Below are 19,837 nucleotides of genomic sequence, written 5' to 3'. Positions count from 1 at the left end.
CCGTCGCGCTTACCTGCGTGCCGCGTCACGGGCGGCGATGTAGCCGTAGACCAAACCCTGCGCGATGGTCGCCCCCGCGCCGGGATAGGTGTTGCCGAATGCGTTGGCAGCGGTGTTGCCGATCGCATAGAGCCCGTCGATGACGGTGCCGTCTTCGCGAAGAACGCGAGCGTTCTCGTCGGCGCGCAGGCCGCCGCACGTACCCAGATCGCTGAGCACCATCTTGACCGCATAGAACGGTCCCTTGATCAGTGGACGCAGGTTCGGGTTCGGCGTGATCGTGGGGTCCCCGTAGTAACGGTCATAGGCGCTGCGGCCCCGTTCGAAGTCGGGATCCTCACCAGCGAAGGAGTTCTCGTTGAAGCGCGCGACGGTGGCGGAGAAGTTGTCCTCGGCCACACCCATTTTGGATGCGAGCTCGGTGAAACTGTCTGCCCGGCCGGCGATTCCGGCGTCATACCAGGGTTGTGGGATCGGCATGCGCGGAAACAGTTCGGCGGCAAAGACGTAGCTGTTGCGATACTGCTGATCGAAGACGATCCACATGCTTTCCACCGGTGTACCCGCAGCTTCGAGATCCAGAACGCGCTGCCCGAAGCTCATGTAATCGGCCGACTCGTTGGCAAATCGGTGACCGTCCTGGTCGACGATGAACGATCCGGGCAACGACCGCTCGGCGAGCATCACCGCAGGAGCTGCTTCCGGGAGCGGCGCTACGGCAGGGAACCACCACGATTGATCCATCAGCGCAATGTCTGCACCGACTTCCTGGCCGATCCGAATGGCGTCGCCGGTGTTGGACTCCGCACCCAGGCTGAGATTGCGACCGAGGGACTCGGATTGGAACTTGTGCCGCATGTCCATGTGGTGATCGAAGCCGCCGGCCGCGAGCACGACACCGCGCCGGGCGGTGACGGTGAAGGTCTTGTCGCCGTGCTCGACGACGGCCCCGGTGACCCGGCCGCCGTCGGTGACCAGCTCGGTAAGTGAAGTGTCGAGCCAGATCGGGATGCCGGCGCGGATTGCCCCGGCGAACAACCCTGCGGCCAATGCCTGACCTCCGGCGGCGTAACGCCTACCGAGTGCGAGGCCGCCAATGCCCTGCGCAAGTCGCTTGATGATCGTGGGCAAGCCTTTGCGTGGCACCCGGCTCATCAGGTTTAGCCAGCGGTAGTCGGCACCAGTGGTCGGCATCGGGAACTTGACTTCCATGACGCCGGGTCGCAGATCAGCCAGGTAATCGCCGAGGATTGCGGTGTCGAGCGGGCGGCATTCGCACGTGCGCCCCGCCGCTGATCCCCCCGGAGCCTCCGGGTGATAGTCGGAGTACTCCTTGGCCCAGAACAGCTTCATGGGTGTGGTGCGGCGCAACATTTCGACCGTTGCAGGAAGGTTGTCCAGGTACGCCGCAGAGCGCTCACGCGGCGCGGAATCCCCGACGACGGACTCCAGGTAGGTGTGTGCCCGGGACACGGGGTCGTTTCCGCCGCAGTCCTCGATCACCGGGCTCGCCGGCAGCCAGAGCGCGCCACCGGAGCGGGCCGTCGAACCGCCGACGTAGGAAGACTTCTCGACGACGAGAACGGACAACCCCTGCTCCTGGGCTGCCAGGGCGGCGGCCAGGCCGGTGCCGGATCCGACGACGAGAAGGTCAACATCGGTGGCGGCAACGGTGAGCCCGGCGGGAATGGTCTTGTGGCTGGTAGCGGTCACGATCGAAGACGATAGGTCGGCGACCGGCAATGTTGATTCTCGCGTCCTGTTGAGCGGAACACTGACCTTCCCGTCGGCCGGTAAGCGCAGTTCAATGGTGCCATGACTCACTCAGATACCGACGAAATTCGGTTGATCGAGGCCGGTTCGGTACCCACCAGGTTTGCCCGTGGGTGGCACTGCCTGGGACTGATCCGCGATTTCGGGGATGGAAAACCGCACCAGGTCAATGCTTTCGGGCAGAAGCTGGTTGTGTTCCGGGGCGAGGACGGTGCCATCAACGTCCTCGACGGGTACTGCCGGCACATGGGCGGCGACCTGTCTCAGGGAACTGTCAAAGGCAGCGAGCTCGCCTGCCCGTTCCATGACTGGCGCTGGGGTGGGGACGGCCGGTGCAAGATGGTGCCGTACAGCAAGCGCACACCGCGATTGGCGCGCACCGCAGCCTGGCCCACGCTGCAGCAGGACGGCATGCTGTTCGTCTGGAACGATCCCGAACGCAAGGCGCCGCCGGCGGACGTGAGCATCCCGCGCATCGAAGGGGCCACCAGCGACGGTTGGACCGACTGGCACTGGTACACCACGGTGGTTCACACCAACTGTCGCGAGATCATCGACAACGTCGTGGACATGGCGCACTTCTTCTACATTCACGGGTCGCTCCCCACGCATTTCAAGAACATCTTCGAAGGCCAGGTCGCCACCCAGTACATGAAGAGCGCCGGCCGGCCCGATCTCGGTGAGCCCGGGGAGGCGAAGATGCTCGGCACGAGTTCGCTGGCCGCGTACCACGGTCCCTCGTTCATGATCGACGACCTGACCTACCACTACGAGGGCTTCGACCAGCGCACGGTGCTCATCAACTGCCACTATCCGATCGACGCCAATTCGTTTGTGCTGCAGTACGGCATCGTGGTCGAGAAAAACGCCGCCATGCCCGAGGATCTCGCCATGGAGACGGCTGTCGCCCTCGGCGACTTCGTGAAGATGGGATTCGAGCAGGACGTCGAAATCTGGCGTAACAAGACCCGCATCGACAATCCGCTTCTGGTCGAAGAGGACGGGCCGGTGTATCAGCTGAGGCGCTGGTATGAGCAGTTCTATGTAGATGCGGCCGACGTAGCGCCGGACATGGTGGATCGCTTCGAGTTCGAGCTGGACACCACCCGACCGTACGAGTCCTGGATGAAGGAAGTGGAGGCCAACCTGGCAGCTCGGGCCGGCGCTTCCGGGACGGTGGGATGAAGATGACTGTCCGCCCGGACAATCGGCTCGACGACGCACCCATGGTGCCGGTCATGTGCCGGCGCTGTGGTGCGGGGGTACAGGTACGCAAGAGCAGCTGGAACCAGACCAGCGTTCAATGGACCGACTCCGCGTTGCGGCACTGTGAGGAGCGCTGCACCGCAGAACAATTGGCGCCGCCAGGGGGCCGCGGACTGTTCCTGGAATGCTCGGCTCTGCGCGGATCGATCGTCAACGCGGTGCGTTCAGGGGCGCTGCCCGTGGTCGATGAGGCTAACCCTTCAGGAGACCGACGGTACGGGTGAGCCGTTGGGACAGTTCTCCCAGCGCGATGCGCTGCTGGGCGAATGCGGCGACGTTGGTCATCCAGACGTCGGAGAGTATTTCGGCGGCGCCGACTTCCTGCGGTGCCGATGTGGCGCCTCCGACAGACTCGACGAAGATCCGGACCGTCTGCCGGCGGACCAGGTCAGCTTGGATCGCGGCCGTGCCGTCGGCGTAGAGATACGGGCGAATCATGGCCTCGGCGAACCGTGGTGATGAGCACAGCCTGTCGGTCAAGGTCAGGGATACCTGCAGCAGGCGCTGAAACGGATCCGATTTGTCGGTGACGTAGCAAGACTCCGTTTCGAAATCCCACAGCCATTCGTGAAAACACGCCAGCAGCAGGTCGTCCTTGGATGGGAAGTATTGGTACACAGTGCTGGGCGCCACTCCCGCCGCCGTGGCGACTGAACGGATCTGACAGTTGTCGTAGCCCCCGGCGGCCAGTCGCATGGCGGCGGTGACGATCCGATCGCGGCGGGCATGCCGTCCCGTTCTGGCTTCTGTTGTGTACGAGCTCAATCCGCCGGGCAGGCGGTACAACATTGTCGGCTGCTTCACCGTGCCGTTGTCCTCACGTTGTGAATACTAGATCTGCTGCAGCTCATTGGTCGCGCGCAGTAGATCGAGGCGGAATCGCCTAACTGTCAAAGATTTCCAGCGGACCGACGTGTGCACGGTTGACTTTGACCCGTTCGACGATGCGCCACCGGCCGTCGCCGAATCGCCGCCAGGTGTCGTGGTAGTCGCCCATGGTGTAGAACCGCGTGGAGGGATCCGCAGCGGAGTTCAGATGAACGTCGCGGATGTAGGCCCTGCTGGTCGCGGTGTCGCCGGAGATGTCGATGACGACGTTGCCCAGTAGATGCTGGGTGGGACCGCAACTGTCGAGATAGCCACGGATCAAGCTGATGATCGCGGTGCTCCCGGCGAGGCGTCCGGTCCCGAAGTCTCCTTCGGCGTCCTCGGCGAGAATCTCGGCCATTGTGGTCCAGTCACGCTCGTCCATCGCGCGGGCGAACAGATTCAGCGCGCGTTCGACGTCTCGCTGGTCGCACAAGACCCGCAGAAGATCTGACTCCGTGGCCACCGTGTCAACCTGTTCAGGCATGCGCGCCGCCGTCGACACGAATCTCCGTGCCGGTGATGAACGCACCGTCGTCGGAGGCGACCATCGCGATGACCGATGCGACAGCACTTGGATCTCCGAGGATTTCGCTCTCGGTGCCGTGCAGCAGCGGGGTCTGCTTGCCCCACAGTCCGAGGTCATATCCCTCGGGCATCTTCTCCAGGGTGCTGTTGGCCAGTGCCGTCGACACCCCGCCGGGCTGGATGTTGACCGCCCGCAGTCCTTGTTTGGAATATTCGAGTGCCAGGGAGTGGGTGAAGCTGAGGATTCCACCCTTGCTGGCCGCATACGCCGCCATGTACGGGTGGGCGAATGTCGCAGCGGTGGAAGTGAAATTCACCACCACGCCTCGTCCTGACTCGAGCAGTGCCGGGAGTGCTTGGCGGGTCATCAGGAACGTTCCGGTGAGGTTGACCGCCAGGGTGCGGTTCCATTCCTCGAGGCTGGTCTCATGGGTGTGCGAACACGTCTGCATGGCGGCCACATTGACGAGTACCTCGAGCCGGCCCAACTCGGCAACTCCGGCGTTCACCGCGGCGACGACGTCATCTTCGCGCGATATGTCGAGGACAGCAGTCGTGAGTCGTTTTGCAGTACCGGCGTCTTCGGCGGTGGCCGTAGTCGCGGCCAGTCCGTCGGCGGAGATGTCGTAGGCCACCACAGTGGCGCCTTCATCGAGCAGTCGGGCCACCGTGGCCGCGCCGATACCCGACCCGGCGCCGGTGACGATGACGCGACGATCTGAGAAACGGTCCATTGGAAATCCCCTCGGAATCAGGCGAGTTGGAAGGCAGAGATCGGAGCTTCGTCCGGGTAGCTGCTTGGGCCGCCGAGGTCGTAGGCGGCGTTCAGTGCACCGATGAAGGCGGGGTCGTGCAACGGCTCGCCGGGCACGTCGAGCGTGATTCCCTTGCCCTTGAGATCGTCGACCATCATTCCGATCGCCCGTTCGATGGTGATGTCGTCCGATCCGTCCATGTTCTTCTTGAGTTCCTCGTAGTCGGAGAACACCTCGGCGGACCAGTGGACGAGGAACCGCAACTCGTCGGTGTGGTGACGGGCGATGACGTCGACGCCGTTCTTCAGCAGCCAGTGGTCGCGGTCGGCCGGGTCGCCGGCGAACATGGTGTCAAAGGCCAGGCCGGCCGGAACCTGTTGATCCAACGGGCCGTTGGCCTCCCCGCGGTGCACCATCATCTCGTTCTGCACGACGACGGCGCGGTTGTTGATGGGGGGCAATACCCGGGCGGGCGGCTTGAGCGGGCCATCGGGCCAGTAGGTGAAGCCTGAGCCTTCATCGAGGGAGAACCAGGTGATCACCTGGGCCATCTTGATCAGGTAGTCGGTGAACAGGCCGGACTTGCCCATCACGCTGCACAACCAGGTGGGGGCGTTCTCGTGGCGTATGCCACGGAAGCTGGGGGAGTCCAGGTGACCGGGATCGCGGTTGGCGCAGGGCCCGTTGATGTTGAACAGCATCATCTCCGGCTTGGCGTACTCGGCATTCCAGTAGCTCTTGGCGTGCTCGATGAATGCGGAGTTGTAGAAGCAGTCATGCAGCTCGGGGAACAGAACGGTGCCGTAGTTGGCCAGGTAACCGCGGAACGTCGGCGTGAGGAACAGGTCCAATGACGGGGTGAACCCTTCGGGGAAGGCACCGCTCATGGTGGCCATCAACTCGTCGGCCGAGGCGAAGTGCTGGGCGATGATGAGCTTCCACGGACCCTGCGTGTGCACGACATCGAGCAGTCGCTGCTTCTGGTCGTCGGTGTAGACATCGGTGATCTCGCGCGGCGGGGCAACGGGATGCAAGATGTCGGACAGCGCGAGACGCTGCTCATCGGTCAGCATGGTGATCTCCTTCATGGTGTGGTTCTCGATTGTGGGCAGCGCTCAGCCCGGTGAGTCGGTACCCGTCCGTTGATCGGGAGACTCGTTGCTGCCAACGGGATGCGCGAACTTGGCCCGAAGCAGCGCGCCGGTCTCCGCGATGGCCAGACGGCCGCGTGCGGTGGCATCCGAGCGCATCAGAAAGCCGTGGTACATACCGGGATAGCGGGTGACGGTGGTCTGGACTCCCGCGTCACGCAGCCTGGTGGCATACCGTTCGCCCCAATCGCGGATCGGGTCGCACTCGCCGGTGACGACGATCGCTGCCGGCAGGCCGCGCAGGTCGGTCGCATAGGCCGGAACCTGATAGGGATCTCGGGGCGGACTCCCGCGGTCGACCAGTTCGTGCATGTAGACGATGTCTTCGTGGCGCAGCAGCGGGGCATCGGGCATGGAGGTGATCGATGCCGCTCCCATGTCGCGGTCCAGACCGGGATAGAGCAGCACCTGAGCGAAAATCTGTGGACCTGCGTGATCACGGGCCGCCAAAGCCACTGCAGCGGCCAGCGATCCGCCGGCACTGTCGCCGACGACCGCCAGCCGTCGTGCATCCAGGTTCAGGTTGTCGGCATGTGCCGCTACCCATTCGGTGGCCGCGTAGGCGTCGTCGAATTGCGCCGGCGGAGGCGATTCCGGTGCCAGTCGGTATTCGACGGCCGCCACTGCGGCACCGCTGGCATGTGCCAGTTCGCGCGCAAGTGGTTCGAACGAACGGTTGGAGCCCATCACCAGCCCGCCGCCGTGCAGGTACACCAACACCGGCAACCCAGGTTCCGCACTGGGCCGATACAGCCGGACCGGAATCGGGCCTGCCGGACCCGGCACTGACAAGTCTTCGATGCCGGTCATGGCCGGCATTTCCGGCGGAGGTGCGGATTCAAGGCCGTCACGTACGGCGGCCAGTCCCCGGGCACGCATGGGAGTGATCTCACCGAACGAGGCAACGCGGGCGGCGGCGTCGGGGTCGAGTGGCGGATAGGTCATTTCAACTCTGCGCCGGGTCGAAACGGCGTTCGGTCCGCAATCGGGGCGCCTCCTGGTTGCTCAGCACGCGAGCCCGCTCCGCCATCGCCGACCCGACATAGTCGGGTTGGGTGAGGAGATAGAACCGGCCTTCGGCGGCCTGCTCGAACACCACCTCGGCCGCGGCGATCGGATCCATCGCCTCGGCCTTGATATCGAGCATGGCAGCGCGCTGCCCTTCGGCTGCTCCGGCATCCCCGGAGTCCACCCCGCCCGCTGACTCGAAGATGCTGGACACCACGGCACCCGGAAGCACCGCCTGCACGTGCACATGGTGGTCATGGCCGGCGGATTGCACTTCGAGGTTCAGGCATTCGGTCAGTGCGAGAACGGCGTGCTTGCTCATGATGTAGGGCGCCTGCAACGGAATCACGGCGACGCCGCCGATCGAGGACAGGTTCCATATCCACGCCGGTGCGTCGGTGGCGATCATCCTGGGCAGGAATGCTCTGATGCCGTGGAAGACACCGCTGATGTTGATGTCCACGACGCGTTGCCAGTTCGCCACCGGGGTGTCCCACAGATAGCCGAACTGCTCGATGCCGGCGTTGTTCACCAACAGCCGCACCGGTCCGAGGTCGCGGTAGACGTCATCGGCCAGTGCTTGCACGGCATCTGCGTCGCGCACATCGCAGACCACGTCGGTGGCCGCTCCTCCTGCCGCGCGGATCTCGTCACGAAGGTCCGCGATGGCATCGGCGTTGATGTCGACCAGCACCACAGTCATGCCCAAGCGACTGGCATGCCGGGCGAGGCCGGCGCCGATCCCGGCGCCGGCTCCGGTGATGACGGCGACCCCGCCGCCGAAGGCTTCTTGAGCGTTCACGCGGAGGTGCTGGCGGAAGCGTCCTTCGCGGTGTGTTCGGCGAGCGGGATCGAGTCCTCGGCGTCGAGCACCACATTCAGCGACGTGAACACCAGACCCTCGGCCGAGCGCCGGACCCCGGCCTCGGCGACTCCGCTGGAGACGGCGAACGGCACGTTGTTGGTGATCTGGTTGACGTACATGTAGAAGCGGACGTTGGTGACGTCACCATCGACGCCGGTGCGGTAGACGTTCATGATCTGGTGGCGGCACGGGTACGGGTTCTCGTTGCGGTGCTGAATCAGCCACGGCAGCGTTTCGGCCTTGCCGTGGAGCTCAGCAGCCAGCAGATGCTCGAACGGGCAGTTGCCCGAATCCGAGCGGCTCAGGTACTCCATCTCGTCACCGATACGGTTACCGACTTCGTCGAAGTGGCCCTGGTCGTAGTGGAACCAGAAACCGGACAGGAACTCCTGAACTTCAGACAGTGAGATCTCGTTGCTCATGACGGGTAGTCAACCCGTGATGTGGCGCCGGTAACAGCACCGGTGACCATTGAGTGGAACGCCGTATCGACCGGAGCGCGCCAGCGGCTCAGCCGCCGGTGATCAGGGCCCAAAGTCCCTGTCCGCCCGCCGCCGCGGCCGCCGCGGCAACCTGGTCGTCCCAGAAGCGCACGGAGCCGAATTCCGAGCGCCAGGCCAGGGCGGCGCGGGTGCACTCGTGCAGTCGATGTTCGTGCGTCGTGCCGATCGCGCCATGTACCTGGTGTGCGTTGCGCGTCACGACCGAGGCGGCATGCCCGGCACAGGATCGCGCGGTAGCGATCTGGAAGTCGAGATGCGCTGACTCCCAATCGGTATCGACAGCTGACCGGAGAGCCGCTGCGGTGGCGGCTCTGGCCAGCGCGGCCTCTGCGGCGGCGTCCGACACAAGGTTCTGAATCGCCTGGAACTTCGCCAGCGGACGTCCGAACTGAACTCGCGAGGCCACGTGCTCGATGGACAGGGCCACCGCGCGATCGAGAGCCGCGCACACCTGGACCGCCCGTACCGCCGCTGACTTCCGCCTGAGCTTGGCCGCCAATTCCGTTGGTACTGCTGTCCCGGTGATCGCCGATGTGTCGACATGGACGGTGTCGCGCGGCTCGCCGATCAGGTTGGTGCCCGCCGTGAGCGACAATTCCGCGGTGTCGAGTTCGGTGAGCCGGTATCGGTCTTCGTCCTGCCACAGCACGACGATGCGGTCGACATCGCCGGCCCAGGGTGCGGGTACCGCGGCATGACCGTCGGCCGGCACCAGGCATGCCGTTCGGACCGTATCGTCGGCCGGCAAGCCGGCGGCATCCAGCAGCCAGCACGCCAGCAAGTCGTGTTCGGCAAGTGGGAGGCGGACACCGTGACGCACCGCGGCACTGAGTAATTCGGTCGCTTCCAACCAGCCAGCACCGCTGCCCCCGGTCTCCTCAGCGCCTGTCAGCCGGACCAGTCCGAGGGAGCCGAGTCGCTGCCACAGGTCGCGGTCATACGCGATACGGGTGCCGGGAGCGGCGCCGGCGTGACTCTCGCGGTAATCGGAGAAGACGCCGTCCATCATGGCCGCCAGATCGGGATCCACCGTGTTCATCGCATACCCAATCCCCGCGCGATGACACCGCGCAGCACTTCGTTGGTTCCGCCCCGCAAGGTGAAGCCGGGGCGCTGGTCCACCGCGGTGGCCACCAGGAGCGTCCACTCGGCGTCCGTCGCGGCGTCATCTCCGGTCTGCCGGTCGGCGAAGTCGGCGATATCGCCTTCGACCGTGGTTCCGAGGACCTTGACCATCGCTGCCGAAACATCGGGATTCTCACCACGCTCCAGGGCGCCGGCCACCGCGGTCGACATGTGATGCAGACCGGCAACGCGTGCGATCAACCGCCCTAATCCCGGTTCAGCTGCGGTGTTTTCGGCTGCGTGTGCCAGCAGCGGGAATGTGGACAGGAACCGTTCCGGTCCGCTGCGTTCGAAGCTCAGCTCGGAGGTCACCTGTGTCCAGCCCCGGCCGATTTCGCCGAAGACCATGGCATCGGGGATGAACGCCTCGTCGAGTACGACCTCGTTGAAGTGATGCCCGCCGTTCATCGAGATGATGGGGCGGACCTGCACGCCCGGGGCGCGCAGGTCGACGATGAATTGACTCAGTCCGGCGTGCCGGTGCGACGGATCGACCGGTTCGGTGCGGGCCAGCACGATGAACGCATGAGCGCGGTGCGCTCCCGATGTCCACACTTTGGTACCGGTGATCGACCACCCGCCATCGACTCGTACCGCACGAGTGCGCACGCTGGCCAGATCCGAGCCGGAATCTGGCTCGCTCATCCCGATTCCGAAGAAACACTCGCCTGCCACGATGCGTGGCAGGAACTCTGACTTCTGTTCTTCTGTCCCGTATTTCAGGAGAGATGGCACGATTTGGCGATCGGCGATCCAGTGGGCGGCCACCGGGGCGCCCGCGGCCAGCAGTTCTTCGGTCACCACGAACCGTTCTTGAAACGAGCGGCCATGGCCGCCGTAGTGCTCGGGAACCGTCATGCCCAGCCAGCCCTGCTTCGCCAGGGATGCGGTGAAATTCTCGTCCCATCCGCACAGCCAGGAATCGACCAAAGGCGTGAATGCACCGGCGGCCAACTGGCCGGCCAGGAATCCGCGAACCTCCTCGCGTAGCAGATCCAGGTGTGCGCCGGTCACGTTGTCCGCCACTTTGCGATCCGTTGTTGGTGCTCGGTGTCGTGGTGGGCCAGCGGCTGCATGGCCGCCGCCATGGAGAGGGTGGATTCCAGGGTGCCGGTCGTCGATTCCTGCAGCAGGCGTTTGGCCATCCGCAGCGCGTGCGGCGGATTCACCGCGATCCGGTCTGCCAGCGCCCGTGCTTCAGTCAGGAGGTCGTCGTGCGGCACCACCCGACTGACCAGCCCCCAGTCCAATGCGGTGGCCGCGTCGATCCGGTCGCCGGTGAACGTCAATTCAGCGGCGCGGGCGTAGCCGATGGCGCGCGGCAGAAACCAGGTGCCGCCATCGCCCGGGATGAGACCGAGCTGGACGAAGCTCTCGGCGAAAGATGCTCGCTCGGAGGCGATCCGGATGTCACACATCATCGCCAGGTCGCATCCGGCGCCGATGGCGGCACCGTTGACCGCTGCGATGAGAGGCACTTCGAGGCGACCCAGCGCACGTGGGATCCGTTGGATGCCGTCGATGTAGGCACGGCGCTGATCGATGGCCGCCAGACCGAACATGCCCTGGCGGTCGGCCATCTCCTTGACGTTGCCGCCGGCCGAGAAGATCTTGCCGGCGCCGGTGAGAACAACCGCACCGACGGTGTTGTCACCGTTCACGGCATCCACACTGTCCTCGAACGCGGCGATGATGTCCTTGCCGGTGATGGCATTACCGACGTCGGGCAGGGTGATCGTCCAGATTTGGACCGGTCCGTCGGTGTGGACGTCCAGCGGTGAGGTCACGCACGCTCCTTGAGCTGAAGGGATTTGGTCTGGAGGTATTCCTCGAAGCCGAACCGGCCCAGTTCACGGCCGATCCCGGACTTCTTGTACCCGCCGAACGGGGCGGCGGGGTTGTAGGCGCCACCATTGATGTCGAGCTGGCCGGTCTGCACCTGACGGGCGAAGGCGATGGCGTCGTCGTCGGTAGCGGCCCACACGGCACCCGAGAGCCCATAGGGAGTGCCATTTGCGATGCGCAGTGCATCGTCGGCGTCGCCGAAGGGGATCACCGCAAGCACGGGACCGAACACCTCTTCCTGGCCGAGTTCGGAGTCGGGATCCACATCGGCGAAAACCGTTGGTGCCACGAAATAGCCGACGTCACGGATCGGATCCGTGCCGCCGGTCAGCAGCCGGGCGCCGTCACGCTGGGCACGCTCGATGAAGCCACGAACCGTATCGAACTGCGACCGCGACGCCGACGGTCCGATCCGCGTCGCCGGGTCGCGCGGGTCGCCCACGGTGTAGCGCGCAACTGCGGCTTCGATCAGGTCCAGAGCCTCGCCGTAACGGCTCTGCGGCACCAGCATCCGGGTCCAGGCCATGCAGGTCTGTCCGCCGTTGAGGAAGGCATTGCCCACCCCGGCCTTGACCGCGGTGGCCAGATCAGCGCCGTCGAGGATCACGTTGGCCGACTTGCCGCCGAGTTCGAGAGCAACCTTCTTGATCGATTGGCCGGCAAGTTCTCCGACGCGCGCACCCACGCCGGTAGACCCGGTGAACGAGACGAAGTCGATTCCCGGATGCGACGCGAGGCGTTCGCCTATCACCCGACCGGGGCCCGAGACGAGGTTGATCGTCCCGGGCGGGAGCCCCGCCTCTTCGCAGGCTTCGACGAAGGCGAACACCGAAAGCGGGGCTTCGTTACTGGGTTTGAGCACGACGGGACAGCCCGCGGCGATGGCGGGCAGCACCTTGGCGACCACCTGGTAGAGCGGATAGTTCCACGGCGTGATGGCGCCGACGACGCCGTAAGGTTCCCTCAGGACCAACGAATTGCCGATGCGCTCTTCGGATTCGAAGGTCTCCAGTACGTCGGCGAATCCCTTGGCCACCGCCAGCGGGACCTGGGTCTGTACGGTCTGCGCTATGCGCACGGGGGCACCCATCTCGGCGGTGATGAGTTCGGCGATGTCGGGTAGGCGCTTCTCCATCGCGGCGATGACCCGCTGCAACCGGTCACGGCGTTCGTCAACGGTGATGAGCGGGTCGAATGCCTGCCGAGCCGCGGTCACCGCGGCGTCGACATCGGCGGAGTCGCCATTGGGCACGTGGCCGATGACCGCTTCGGTTGCCGGGTTGATGACTTCGACAACGCCACCGTTGCCGCCGCCCGAGGGCGCGGTCCATCGTCCGTCGATGAACAGTGAATTGTGTTCGTAGTTGGGCACTGTCGTCCTTAGCTGTGTTTATGGGGCGATACTGGCGCGGACATCACGCCGACCGTCGGCTGCGGTGAACGCTTCGTTGATGTCGTCGAGTGAGTACGACGCCGCGGCGAGCCGCTCGAACGGCAACTGGTGTTGATGTTGGTCGAGGAACGTCAACGCGCGGGACAGGACTGCCGGGTCATACAGGGAGACCCCGACCATGGTCTTGTTGGTGAAGACGAACCGTGACGGGTCGAACGCGAATGTCTTGCCGATGTTGATGTTGCCGATCTCGACGTAGCGGCCGAACTGGGCCAGCATCTGCAAGCCCTCGTCGATGGCCGACGGGTGCCCGACGACCTCCACCACCACATCGGCACCCTGGCCATCGGTCCGCGCCCGCACCGCCTTCGCCCGGTCCTTGGGTGCGGCGGCTTCGTTGAGGTCGATCACCGAGTCGGCGCCGAATGCGGTTGCCAGCTCGAGCCGTTCGGGTACGCCGTCGATGGCGATCACGTTGGCGGCCCCGCGCGCCTTGGCCACGGCCACCGCGTAGAGGCCCAGCGCGCCGGCGCCCTGGACCACGACGTGCTCACCGAGCTGCAGGTCGACGCGCTCGAGTCCGTACATGACCTGTGACAGTGCGCAGTTGGCGCCCGCGGCGATGTCGTCGCTCAGAGTGTCGGGAACCGTGTAGACGACGGCACCGGCAGGCAACAGGTAGTAGTCGCCGTAGCCGCCGACAAAATAGGGCGGCTGGTCGGCGCGGCCCAACATGGCCATTTTGAGGTTGAGGCAGGCATTGCGGCGCCCGGCCAGGCAGTTGCGGCACTTGTGGCAGCAGTAGAAGTACGGAAACACCACTCGCGTGCCCGTGCCCAACGGTTTGCCGTTGGAGTCGGTGCTCACTCCGTCGCCCAGTACTTCGATGGCACCGACCATCTCGTGGCCCAACACGGTGGGCAGCTGCCCACCCAAACCGCGGGTGGCGAAGGTGCCGTGCCAGGCGTGGACGTCTGAGCCGCAGATGTTCGCCCGCAGGACACGGATCAGAATCTCCCCGGGCCCGACGTCGGGCAGGGTGACCGTTTCGATCCGAAATGGCTTGCCGGGTTCGTCGAAGCGCGCGATGCGTCCGGTTCGAGAGGAGTTGGTCACGGTGCGTTCCTTCAGTTGCTGGTGGATTCGAGGCTGAACCGCTGTCGCAGAGCGCGTTTGAGCAGCTTGCCGCTGGGGTTCTTGGGTAGGGAGTCGACGAAGAAGATCTGTTTGGGGGTCTTGAACCCGGCGAGGTGGTCACGGCAGTGACGCAGGACCTCGTCTTCGGTCACGGTGGCGCCGGCGCGGGTCACCACCGCGGCGACGACGGCTTCCACCCAAACCGGGTGCGCCAATCCGAAGACCGCGGCTTCCTCTATCCCGCTGTGCCGGTAGAGAACTTCTTCGACCTCGCGGCTGGCGACGTTCTCGCCGCCGGTCTTGATCATGTCCTTCTTGCGATCGACGACGTGCAGCAGGCCGTGCTCGTCGTAGAAGCCCAGATCGCCGGAATGAAACCAGCCACCGGCGAAGGCCTGGGCGGTCTTGGCTTCGTCGTCGAGGTAGCCCAGCATCAGATGCGGGCTGCGGTGGGCAATTTCACCGACGGTGCCGGACTCGACCGGTACGTCGTCGTCATCGAGGATCACGGTCTCGACGTTGACCACGGGCCGGCCCGCCGCCCCTGCGTGTGCATCCTGCTCGGCAGGTCCCAGGGCAGAAGCCAGCGGTGCCATCTCCGTCTGGCCGTAGAAGTTCCACAGCCGCAGATTGGGTAGACGTCGGCGCATCTCATGGAGGATCTCGGTGGGCATCGGTGAGGCGCCGTAGTACCCCTTGCGCAGGCTGGACAGGTCTACCTCGTCGAACACCGGGCTGCGCAGCAGACTGATCCACACCGTCGGTGGCGCAAAGTAATTGGTCACGCCGTGGCGTTCGATCGCGCGCAGCACCAGTTCTGGTTCGGGCCGGGGCAAGATGATGCTGGTGGCTCCCAGATAGATGTCCGTGGCGAGGAAGTTGTCCAGTTGCGCGCAGTGATACAGGGGCAGGGAATGGATTTCGACGTCGTCGCCGGACATCGAACCGGCCACGATGGTGCTGATGTACTGCCACATCAAGCTGCGGCTGCTGTGCATGACACCTTTGGGCCGCGACTCCGTGCCGCTGGTGTACATCACCCGCAGCAACTGATCGTCGTCGATCCGGTGGTCGGGAACTTCCGCTGTGGTCGTGAGCCATTCGGCGAAATCGGGCCAGCTGCCGGGGCCGGATTGTCCGGCGGGGACCAGTGCGGCCTTCGTGCGAACCGCAGTTCCCGTGGCCATGGCCTGCTCGGCCACCGGGATCAGGTCGGCCTCGACGATGAAGCCGGCGGCCCGGCTGTGACCGAGGATGTAGGAGATCTCTTCTGCCGTCAGCATGAAATTGATCGGTACGAGCACAACACCGGCCCGGGCCGTCGCGAACGCCAGGACTGCGTACTGCCAGCAGTTCCGTGACAGGAGCGCGAGGCGGTCACCGGATGACAGACCGTTGGCACCCAACGCGGCGGCCGCCCGGTCCACCAGGCGATCGAACTCGGCGAAATTGAGGACGACGTCGCCATCGATGATGGCGGTCTTGTCAGGCTGCTTGCGTGCCGAGCGGCGGGGGATATCGGCGAGGCTGTGGCTACGAGCCTGGGCGATGACGGCGGCGAGGTCGTCAGAGTGCATGAACCGCAGGGTAGGTGTGCGACCACTCGGTGCGGTGGTTCGTCTCCCGCTCAGTAGACAGGGTGGGGGCGCTCGGGGCCGAATTTCTTCGATACTCGAACCCATGACGGCTACCACTGAATCCTCGTCGCTCGCGGATCGCGCCCCAGACCCTGACGCCCTGCGCGGCCATCTGCTGGAGGCCGACCCCGGTGTCCTGGTTGCGGTGCTGGCGCAGATGACCGGGGATGCATCGGTCATCGATCGATACGCCGCCAAGATCGACCACGTTCCCGACCCGCCCGAGCGGGCCGGAACGACGGATCCCGGTACCGCGGAGGCGCTGGCCGAGGAGATCATCGCGGCCCTCGGTCGCCCACGCCCGGAAGGCGCGCCCCCCGCAGACGATCGTGGGTTCTTCACCCGCCTGCTGCCCATCGCGCTGGGTAGTGCGGTCGATGACGAACACGTGGATCTGCTGCTCGAACAAGGCGGTTTCCGACCGTCGCAGCCGACGCTGCCGCGCAGCACACCGATTCCGTCATCCACCACCGTGGCCATCATCGGTGCCGGTATCGCAGGTATCGCGGTGGCCCTGGCCGCTGCCGAAGAGGGCGTGCAGTTCGAGATCTTCGACCGTAACGACGAGGTGGGTGGCACCTGGCTGACCACCACCTATCCGGGCATCGGTGTCGACACACCGTCGGCGTATTACTCCCTGTCGCGTGAAGTGAACCCGGACTGGACGAACTACTACCCGCAGGGCGCCGAGTACCAGGCCTATCTGGTCTCCTTGGCCGACAAACACGATCTCCGTCGTCACATTCGCTTCGGCACCGAGGTCGAGGCGTTGTGGTGGGATGTGGAGCGGGGGCAGTGGGAGATCCACTCCCGCTCTACCGACGGCACCAAGAGCATCGACCATGCCAGCGTCGTCGTCACCGCGGCCGGCTACTTGAATCGCCCGCGATTCCCTGACATCAAGGGACGAGACACCTTCGCCGGCATCAGCATTCACTCGGCCCAGTGGGACTCCTCGCTGGATCTGGCGGGCAAGAAGGTCGCGGTGATCGGTGCGGGCTGTACCGCGGTGCAGATCGTCGATGCCTGCGTGAACGAAATTGAGCACCTGACGGTGTTCCAACGCCAACCGCACTGGGTTGCCCCCCGAAAGCGCCTTTCCGATGAGGTACCAGAGCACCGCCGCTACCTGGGGCGTGCCTTGCCCTTCTATTCGATGTGGCATCGGCTCAAGTCCTACTGGGGCACTGCCGACAACAACTATCCCATCATCCTGCAGGACCCCGAGTGGTCCAAGACTCATCTGTCGATCTCACCGGTCAACGATGTGCTTCTGCAGATGTGCCTGGACTACATCGATCGGATGTTCGGCGCCGGAACAGAATTGGCGAAGAAGGTCACGCCGGATTTCGCTCCGTACGGCAAGCGGATCATCCGTGATCCCGGAGGCTACTACGCCGCGCTGACCCGCGACCACGTAGCGGTGGAAGCGAGTGAACCAGCCGAAATCAACGAACGCGGCATCGTCACGGCTGACGGCCGTCAGATCGACCTCGACGTCATCATCTACGCCACCGGCTACCACCTGGATTTCCTGTCCACCGTCGACATCCGCGGGCGTGACGGCAAAACCCTGGCCCAGGAATGGGGCGACAGCCCGCGCTCCTACCGGGGCGGCACGGTCCCCGGGTTCCCGAACCTGTTCATCACCTCCGCGCCGAATTACAGCCCCGGACATGGCGCAGGCGCAAACTTCTCGATGGAGATACTGGCGCACTACATCCTGGAGTGTCTGCAACTGATGGCCTTGCGTGGTGCGGCCACGATGGAAGTCACCCAGGCCGCATACGAGGACTACGTCGACGGGATCGACAAGACGATGCAGGGCACCGTCTGGTGTCACACCCCCAACGCCCACACCTACTACAGATCGCAGTCCGGCCGCGTCGTGGTGGCGACACCGTACCGCCTGGTGGATCTGTGGCATCAACACCGCGCCCCGGTCGAAGAGGACTTCGTCCTCCGATGAGCCAGATGCTTGCCGGCAAAACGGCACTGGTCACCGGAAGCAGCCGCGGTATCGGGCGCGCGATCGCACAACGGTTGGCGGCCGAAGGCTCGACCGTGGCCGTGACCGCGCGTTCCTACACTCCTACTCCGTCCACGCGAGCCGGGGTCACCGAGGCGATCCCGGGCACGATCGAGGAGACGGTCGCTCTCATCGAAGCGGCTGGAGGATCGGCCTTCGGTCTGGCCGCCGACCTGGAGGACGCTTCCGCCCGCAACGGTTTGATCGATGCCGTCATCGAGCGCACCGGTCGGTTGGACATCCTGGTCAACAACGCGGGTTTCGCCGACTACGCGGTGGTCGAGGACATGCCGGTGGAAACATTCGACCGGACGGTGGAGCACTATCTGAAGACACCATTCGCGTTGACGAAAGCTGCTGTGCCGCACATGCGTAACCAGGGGTCAGGTTGGATCGTCAACATCGGCTCGGTTACCGGTGTGGCGCCGCTCCGGCCCTACCGGGACTACAACAAGACGGCCGGGGACGTGATCTACGCGTCGTGCAAGGCCGCCCTTCATCGGTTCACCCAGGGAGTGGCCGCCGAACTGGTAGATGCCAACATCGCGGTGAACTGCGTCGGGCCGTCGACCGCGGTGCGCACGCCTGGCGCCGCGGCACTGATTCCGGACAGCTTTCCGACCGAACCTGTCGAGTACCTGGCCGAAACGGTGTTGGCGATGTGTCATCTGCCCGCAGCGGATCGGACCGGGCTGGTGGCGTTCAGCCTGCATTACCCGTGGTCACAACAACTTCCGGTGCACTCGCTGGACGGCGGCACGGTATTGCCCCCACTGGAGCCGCCGGCAACGGCGAACCCGAACATCCTGCCGGCCGGCGTCTGAGCTGCTCGTCTCGGCCAGTGTAGGTATGGCATGGATGGGCTGCACTGTGGCGAACGTGCAGGCTTTTCCCCTATTCGTGGCTTGTCACGGCCAAAAGGCTGCACGCTCGGCACAGTGCGGCAGAGAGGTATCCACCGCACTTCTCAGCTGAGCATTGGGGCAGCCAATTCGCAGAAGCTGTGGCAGACCCGGTCTCGGACGATGATGTCGGTGGTCTCGGGGTCGAACCAGCGGTCGACCACCGCCCAGTGGATGGGATGCATCAGGTAGGGGCCCATCAGACCATCGACATCGGTGAATTCCTGCTCGAAGACGTGGGTCCACTCGCTGGCTCCGACGGCGGCGTCGACCCGGCTCAGTTGCCAGGCGGCGATGGTCGAGACGTACCGCGGCATCATCGCGAGTTCACGTTCGAACGCGGCAACGGTCTCCGCCCCCACCTCGGGAGGTATGCGTAGCAGCAGCGTGCGGTAGACGCTGCCGGCCCCGCTCCGGGCCGGAGCGCCTTGATAGGTGACGCCGTTGACATGGGTGATCGCCGGATCGGTCAGCACGTCGTCGAAACCGCTTTTGTACCAAGCCTCTTCGTCGGCGAACCGCAGATGGACCAGGATGTCGCCGCCATTGCGCGACCCCGGTAGCGTGGGCTGGACCAGAGACCTCAGCGCGCCGCTGCGCTCGGCAGCGGCGCGCAGGGCGTCGAGAACTCGGCTGCGTTCGGATTCGGTGACGTCGAGCAATCGGGTGACTGCGAAGGTGACGGCGCCGGCTGACGTGCCGCACGGGGCCGACGCGGCAGCGCCGGCGGTGACATCATCGGCGGCGGATGCGACTTCGCGAGTGCGCTCCACGACCAGATCGGCAACGCTTTCCCACCAGCGCGCCACCGTGGGGTCCGGGCGGCCCTTCCACGTCATCTCCCACCAGGCCTGTGCGCTGGGCAGCGACCAGGTGATCGTGACGACGTTGGGCCGGTCGTCGAACCAGAGGGGCGGGCTGACCAAGACGTCTCGCAATGTCATGCCCCGCTCACGAGCGCCCGGGACATAACCCGCCAGGTAGGCGTCGATGAACTTCTGTGCACAGCCCGGCGCGGTGACCACCCGGTCGATGACGAAAATCTCAGCCATG

19 protein-coding genes are annotated in these 19,837 nt (G+C 65.0%); 4 read left to right on the top strand and 15 right to left on the bottom strand.

Translation table 11 applies throughout. The features are described from left to right. Window positions 1-9: 9 nt before the first annotated feature. On the bottom strand, window positions 10-1,713 hold the full coding sequence (locus ACZY08_RS01125) for a 3-ketosteroid-delta-1-dehydrogenase (protein WP_463742778.1): 1,704 nt from the start codon (window positions 1,711-1,713) through the stop codon (window positions 10-12). A gap of 102 nt (window positions 1,714-1,815) precedes the next feature. On the opposite strand from ACZY08_RS01125, the gene ACZY08_RS01120 reads away from it, so the two are divergent. Beyond that, complete coding sequence (locus tag ACZY08_RS01120) at window positions 1,816-2,958, top strand: Rieske 2Fe-2S domain-containing protein (RefSeq protein ID WP_463742777.1); 1,143 nt, start codon at window positions 1,816-1,818, stop codon at window positions 2,956-2,958. 2 nt (window positions 2,959-2,960) lie between these two features. After that, window positions 2,961-3,263: a ferredoxin gene (locus tag ACZY08_RS01115; RefSeq protein WP_463742776.1), complete on the top strand. Its 303-nt coding sequence runs from the start codon at window positions 2,961-2,963 to the stop codon at window positions 3,261-3,263. Here ACZY08_RS01115 and ACZY08_RS01110 read toward each other — a convergent pair. The 13 genes from ACZY08_RS01110 to ACZY08_RS01050 all read right to left on the bottom strand — a co-directional run bounded on the left by ACZY08_RS01110 (window position 3,232) and on the right by ACZY08_RS01050 (window position 15,793). After that, window positions 3,232-3,828 (bottom strand): TetR/AcrR family transcriptional regulator, encoded by a 597-nt coding sequence (locus ACZY08_RS01110; RefSeq protein ID WP_463742775.1) that lies wholly within the window; start codon window positions 3,826-3,828, stop codon window positions 3,232-3,234. The two genes, ACZY08_RS01115 and ACZY08_RS01110, sit on opposite strands and share 32 nt — an antisense overlap. 94 nt (window positions 3,829-3,922) lie before the next feature. Then, window positions 3,923-4,393: a nuclear transport factor 2 family protein gene (locus ACZY08_RS01105; protein ID WP_463742774.1), complete on the bottom strand. Its 471-nt coding sequence runs from the start codon at window positions 4,391-4,393 to the stop codon at window positions 3,923-3,925. Then, a complete protein-coding gene (locus ACZY08_RS01100) occupies window positions 4,386-5,168 on the bottom strand; it encodes an SDR family NAD(P)-dependent oxidoreductase (protein WP_463742773.1) in 783 nt (260 codons plus the stop codon). Before ACZY08_RS01100 ends, ACZY08_RS01105 begins: the two co-directional genes overlap by 8 nt. Before the next feature lie 17 nt (window positions 5,169-5,185). Beyond that, window positions 5,186-6,262 (bottom strand): hypothetical protein, encoded by a 1,077-nt coding sequence (locus ACZY08_RS01095; RefSeq protein ID WP_463744100.1) that lies wholly within the window; start codon window positions 6,260-6,262, stop codon window positions 5,186-5,188. A gap of 42 nt (window positions 6,263-6,304) precedes the next feature. Next, complete coding sequence (locus tag ACZY08_RS01090; protein ID WP_463742772.1) at window positions 6,305-7,285, bottom strand: alpha/beta hydrolase; 981 nt, start codon at window positions 7,283-7,285, stop codon at window positions 6,305-6,307. A 1-nt stretch (window position 7,286) separates the two neighbouring features. Next, window positions 7,287-8,150 (bottom strand): SDR family NAD(P)-dependent oxidoreductase, encoded by an 864-nt coding sequence (locus ACZY08_RS01085; protein ID WP_463742771.1) that lies wholly within the window; start codon window positions 8,148-8,150, stop codon window positions 7,287-7,289. After that, window positions 8,147-8,635 carry a polyketide cyclase gene (locus ACZY08_RS01080; protein WP_463742770.1) on the bottom strand — a complete coding sequence of 163 codons (489 nt, stop codon included), beginning with the start codon at window positions 8,633-8,635 and terminating at the stop codon, window positions 8,147-8,149. Before ACZY08_RS01080 ends, ACZY08_RS01085 begins: the two co-directional genes overlap by 4 nt. Before the next feature lie 88 nt (window positions 8,636-8,723). Next, the gene (locus tag ACZY08_RS01075; protein ID WP_463742769.1) at window positions 8,724-9,755 is read right to left on the bottom strand and encodes an acyl-CoA dehydrogenase family protein; all 1,032 of its coding nucleotides are present in this window, start codon (window positions 9,753-9,755) and stop codon (window positions 8,724-8,726) included. After that, the gene (locus ACZY08_RS01070; RefSeq protein WP_463742768.1) at window positions 9,752-10,867 is read right to left on the bottom strand and encodes an acyl-CoA dehydrogenase family protein; all 1,116 of its coding nucleotides are present in this window, start codon (window positions 10,865-10,867) and stop codon (window positions 9,752-9,754) included. The genes ACZY08_RS01075 and ACZY08_RS01070 overlap by 4 nt, the downstream gene beginning before the upstream one ends. Continuing rightward, window positions 10,852-11,628, bottom strand: coding sequence for a crotonase/enoyl-CoA hydratase family protein (locus tag ACZY08_RS01065; protein ID WP_463742767.1), 777 nt, complete (start codon window positions 11,626-11,628; stop codon window positions 10,852-10,854). The genes ACZY08_RS01070 and ACZY08_RS01065 overlap by 16 nt, the downstream gene beginning before the upstream one ends. After that, complete coding sequence (locus tag ACZY08_RS01060; RefSeq protein WP_463742766.1) at window positions 11,625-13,058, bottom strand: aldehyde dehydrogenase family protein; 1,434 nt, start codon at window positions 13,056-13,058, stop codon at window positions 11,625-11,627. Before ACZY08_RS01060 ends, ACZY08_RS01065 begins: the two co-directional genes overlap by 4 nt. Window positions 13,059-13,076: 18 nt before the next feature. Further along, window positions 13,077-14,195: a zinc-binding dehydrogenase gene (locus tag ACZY08_RS01055; protein ID WP_463742765.1), complete on the bottom strand. Its 1,119-nt coding sequence runs from the start codon at window positions 14,193-14,195 to the stop codon at window positions 13,077-13,079. Between the two features lie 11 nt (window positions 14,196-14,206). Continuing rightward, window positions 14,207-15,793 (bottom strand): fatty acyl-CoA synthetase, encoded by a 1,587-nt coding sequence (locus ACZY08_RS01050; RefSeq protein WP_463742764.1) that lies wholly within the window; start codon window positions 15,791-15,793, stop codon window positions 14,207-14,209. A 103-nt stretch (window positions 15,794-15,896) separates the two neighbouring features. On the opposite strand from ACZY08_RS01050, the gene ACZY08_RS01045 reads away from it, so the two are divergent. Both ACZY08_RS01045 and ACZY08_RS01040 read left to right on the top strand, forming a co-directional pair. Further along, window positions 15,897-17,822, top strand: a complete 1,926-nt coding sequence (locus ACZY08_RS01045) for a flavin-containing monooxygenase (RefSeq protein WP_463742763.1) — start codon at window positions 15,897-15,899, stop codon at window positions 17,820-17,822. Further along, a complete protein-coding gene (locus ACZY08_RS01040; RefSeq protein ID WP_463742762.1) occupies window positions 17,819-18,706 on the top strand; it encodes an SDR family NAD(P)-dependent oxidoreductase in 888 nt (295 codons plus the stop codon). The genes ACZY08_RS01045 and ACZY08_RS01040 overlap by 4 nt, the downstream gene beginning before the upstream one ends. A 143-nt stretch (window positions 18,707-18,849) precedes the next feature. On the opposite strand, the gene ACZY08_RS01035 is transcribed toward ACZY08_RS01040, so the two are convergent. Beyond that, window positions 18,850-19,836: a Dabb family protein gene (locus ACZY08_RS01035; protein ID WP_463742761.1), complete on the bottom strand. Its 987-nt coding sequence runs from the start codon at window positions 19,834-19,836 to the stop codon at window positions 18,850-18,852. Window position 19,837 lies beyond the last annotated feature (1 nt).

Source organism: Mycobacterium sp. IDUB_9 (genome assembly GCF_055419505.1).
This window is presented reverse-complemented; position numbering and strand designations above follow the sequence as displayed.

What these genes read in the sequence shown, in the direction of transcription:
- ACZY08_RS01075 (WP_463742769.1), bottom strand. Translation starts at nt 9,755, where the DNA reads ATGAACACGGTGGATCCCGATCTGGCGGCCATGATGGACGGCGTCTTC.
- ACZY08_RS01095 (WP_463744100.1), bottom strand. Translation starts at nt 6,262, where the DNA reads ATGCTGACCGATGAGCAGCGTCTCGCGCTGTCCGACATCTTGCATCCC.
- ACZY08_RS01040 (WP_463742762.1), top strand. Translation starts at nt 17,819, where the DNA reads ATGAGCCAGATGCTTGCCGGCAAAACGGCACTGGTCACCGGAAGCAGC.
- ACZY08_RS01035 (WP_463742761.1), bottom strand. Translation starts at nt 19,836, where the DNA reads ATGGCTGAGATTTTCGTCATCGACCGGGTGGTCACCGCGCCGGGCTGT.
- ACZY08_RS01120 (WP_463742777.1), top strand. Translation starts at nt 1,816, where the DNA reads ATGACTCACTCAGATACCGACGAAATTCGGTTGATCGAGGCCGGTTCG.
- ACZY08_RS01115 (WP_463742776.1), top strand. Translation starts at nt 2,961, where the DNA reads ATGACTGTCCGCCCGGACAATCGGCTCGACGACGCACCCATGGTGCCG.
- ACZY08_RS01110 (WP_463742775.1), bottom strand. Translation starts at nt 3,828, where the DNA reads ATGTTGTACCGCCTGCCCGGCGGATTGAGCTCGTACACAACAGAAGCC.
- ACZY08_RS01090 (WP_463742772.1), bottom strand. Translation starts at nt 7,285, where the DNA reads ATGACCTATCCGCCACTCGACCCCGACGCCGCCGCCCGCGTTGCCTCG.
- ACZY08_RS01050 (WP_463742764.1), bottom strand. Translation starts at nt 15,793, where the DNA reads ATGCACTCTGACGACCTCGCCGCCGTCATCGCCCAGGCTCGTAGCCAC.
- ACZY08_RS01105 (WP_463742774.1), bottom strand. Translation starts at nt 4,393, where the DNA reads ATGCCTGAACAGGTTGACACGGTGGCCACGGAGTCAGATCTTCTGCGG.
- ACZY08_RS01080 (WP_463742770.1), bottom strand. Translation starts at nt 8,635, where the DNA reads ATGAGCAACGAGATCTCACTGTCTGAAGTTCAGGAGTTCCTGTCCGGT.
- ACZY08_RS01045 (WP_463742763.1), top strand. Translation starts at nt 15,897, where the DNA reads ATGACGGCTACCACTGAATCCTCGTCGCTCGCGGATCGCGCCCCAGAC.
- ACZY08_RS01100 (WP_463742773.1), bottom strand. Translation starts at nt 5,168, where the DNA reads ATGGACCGTTTCTCAGATCGTCGCGTCATCGTCACCGGCGCCGGGTCG.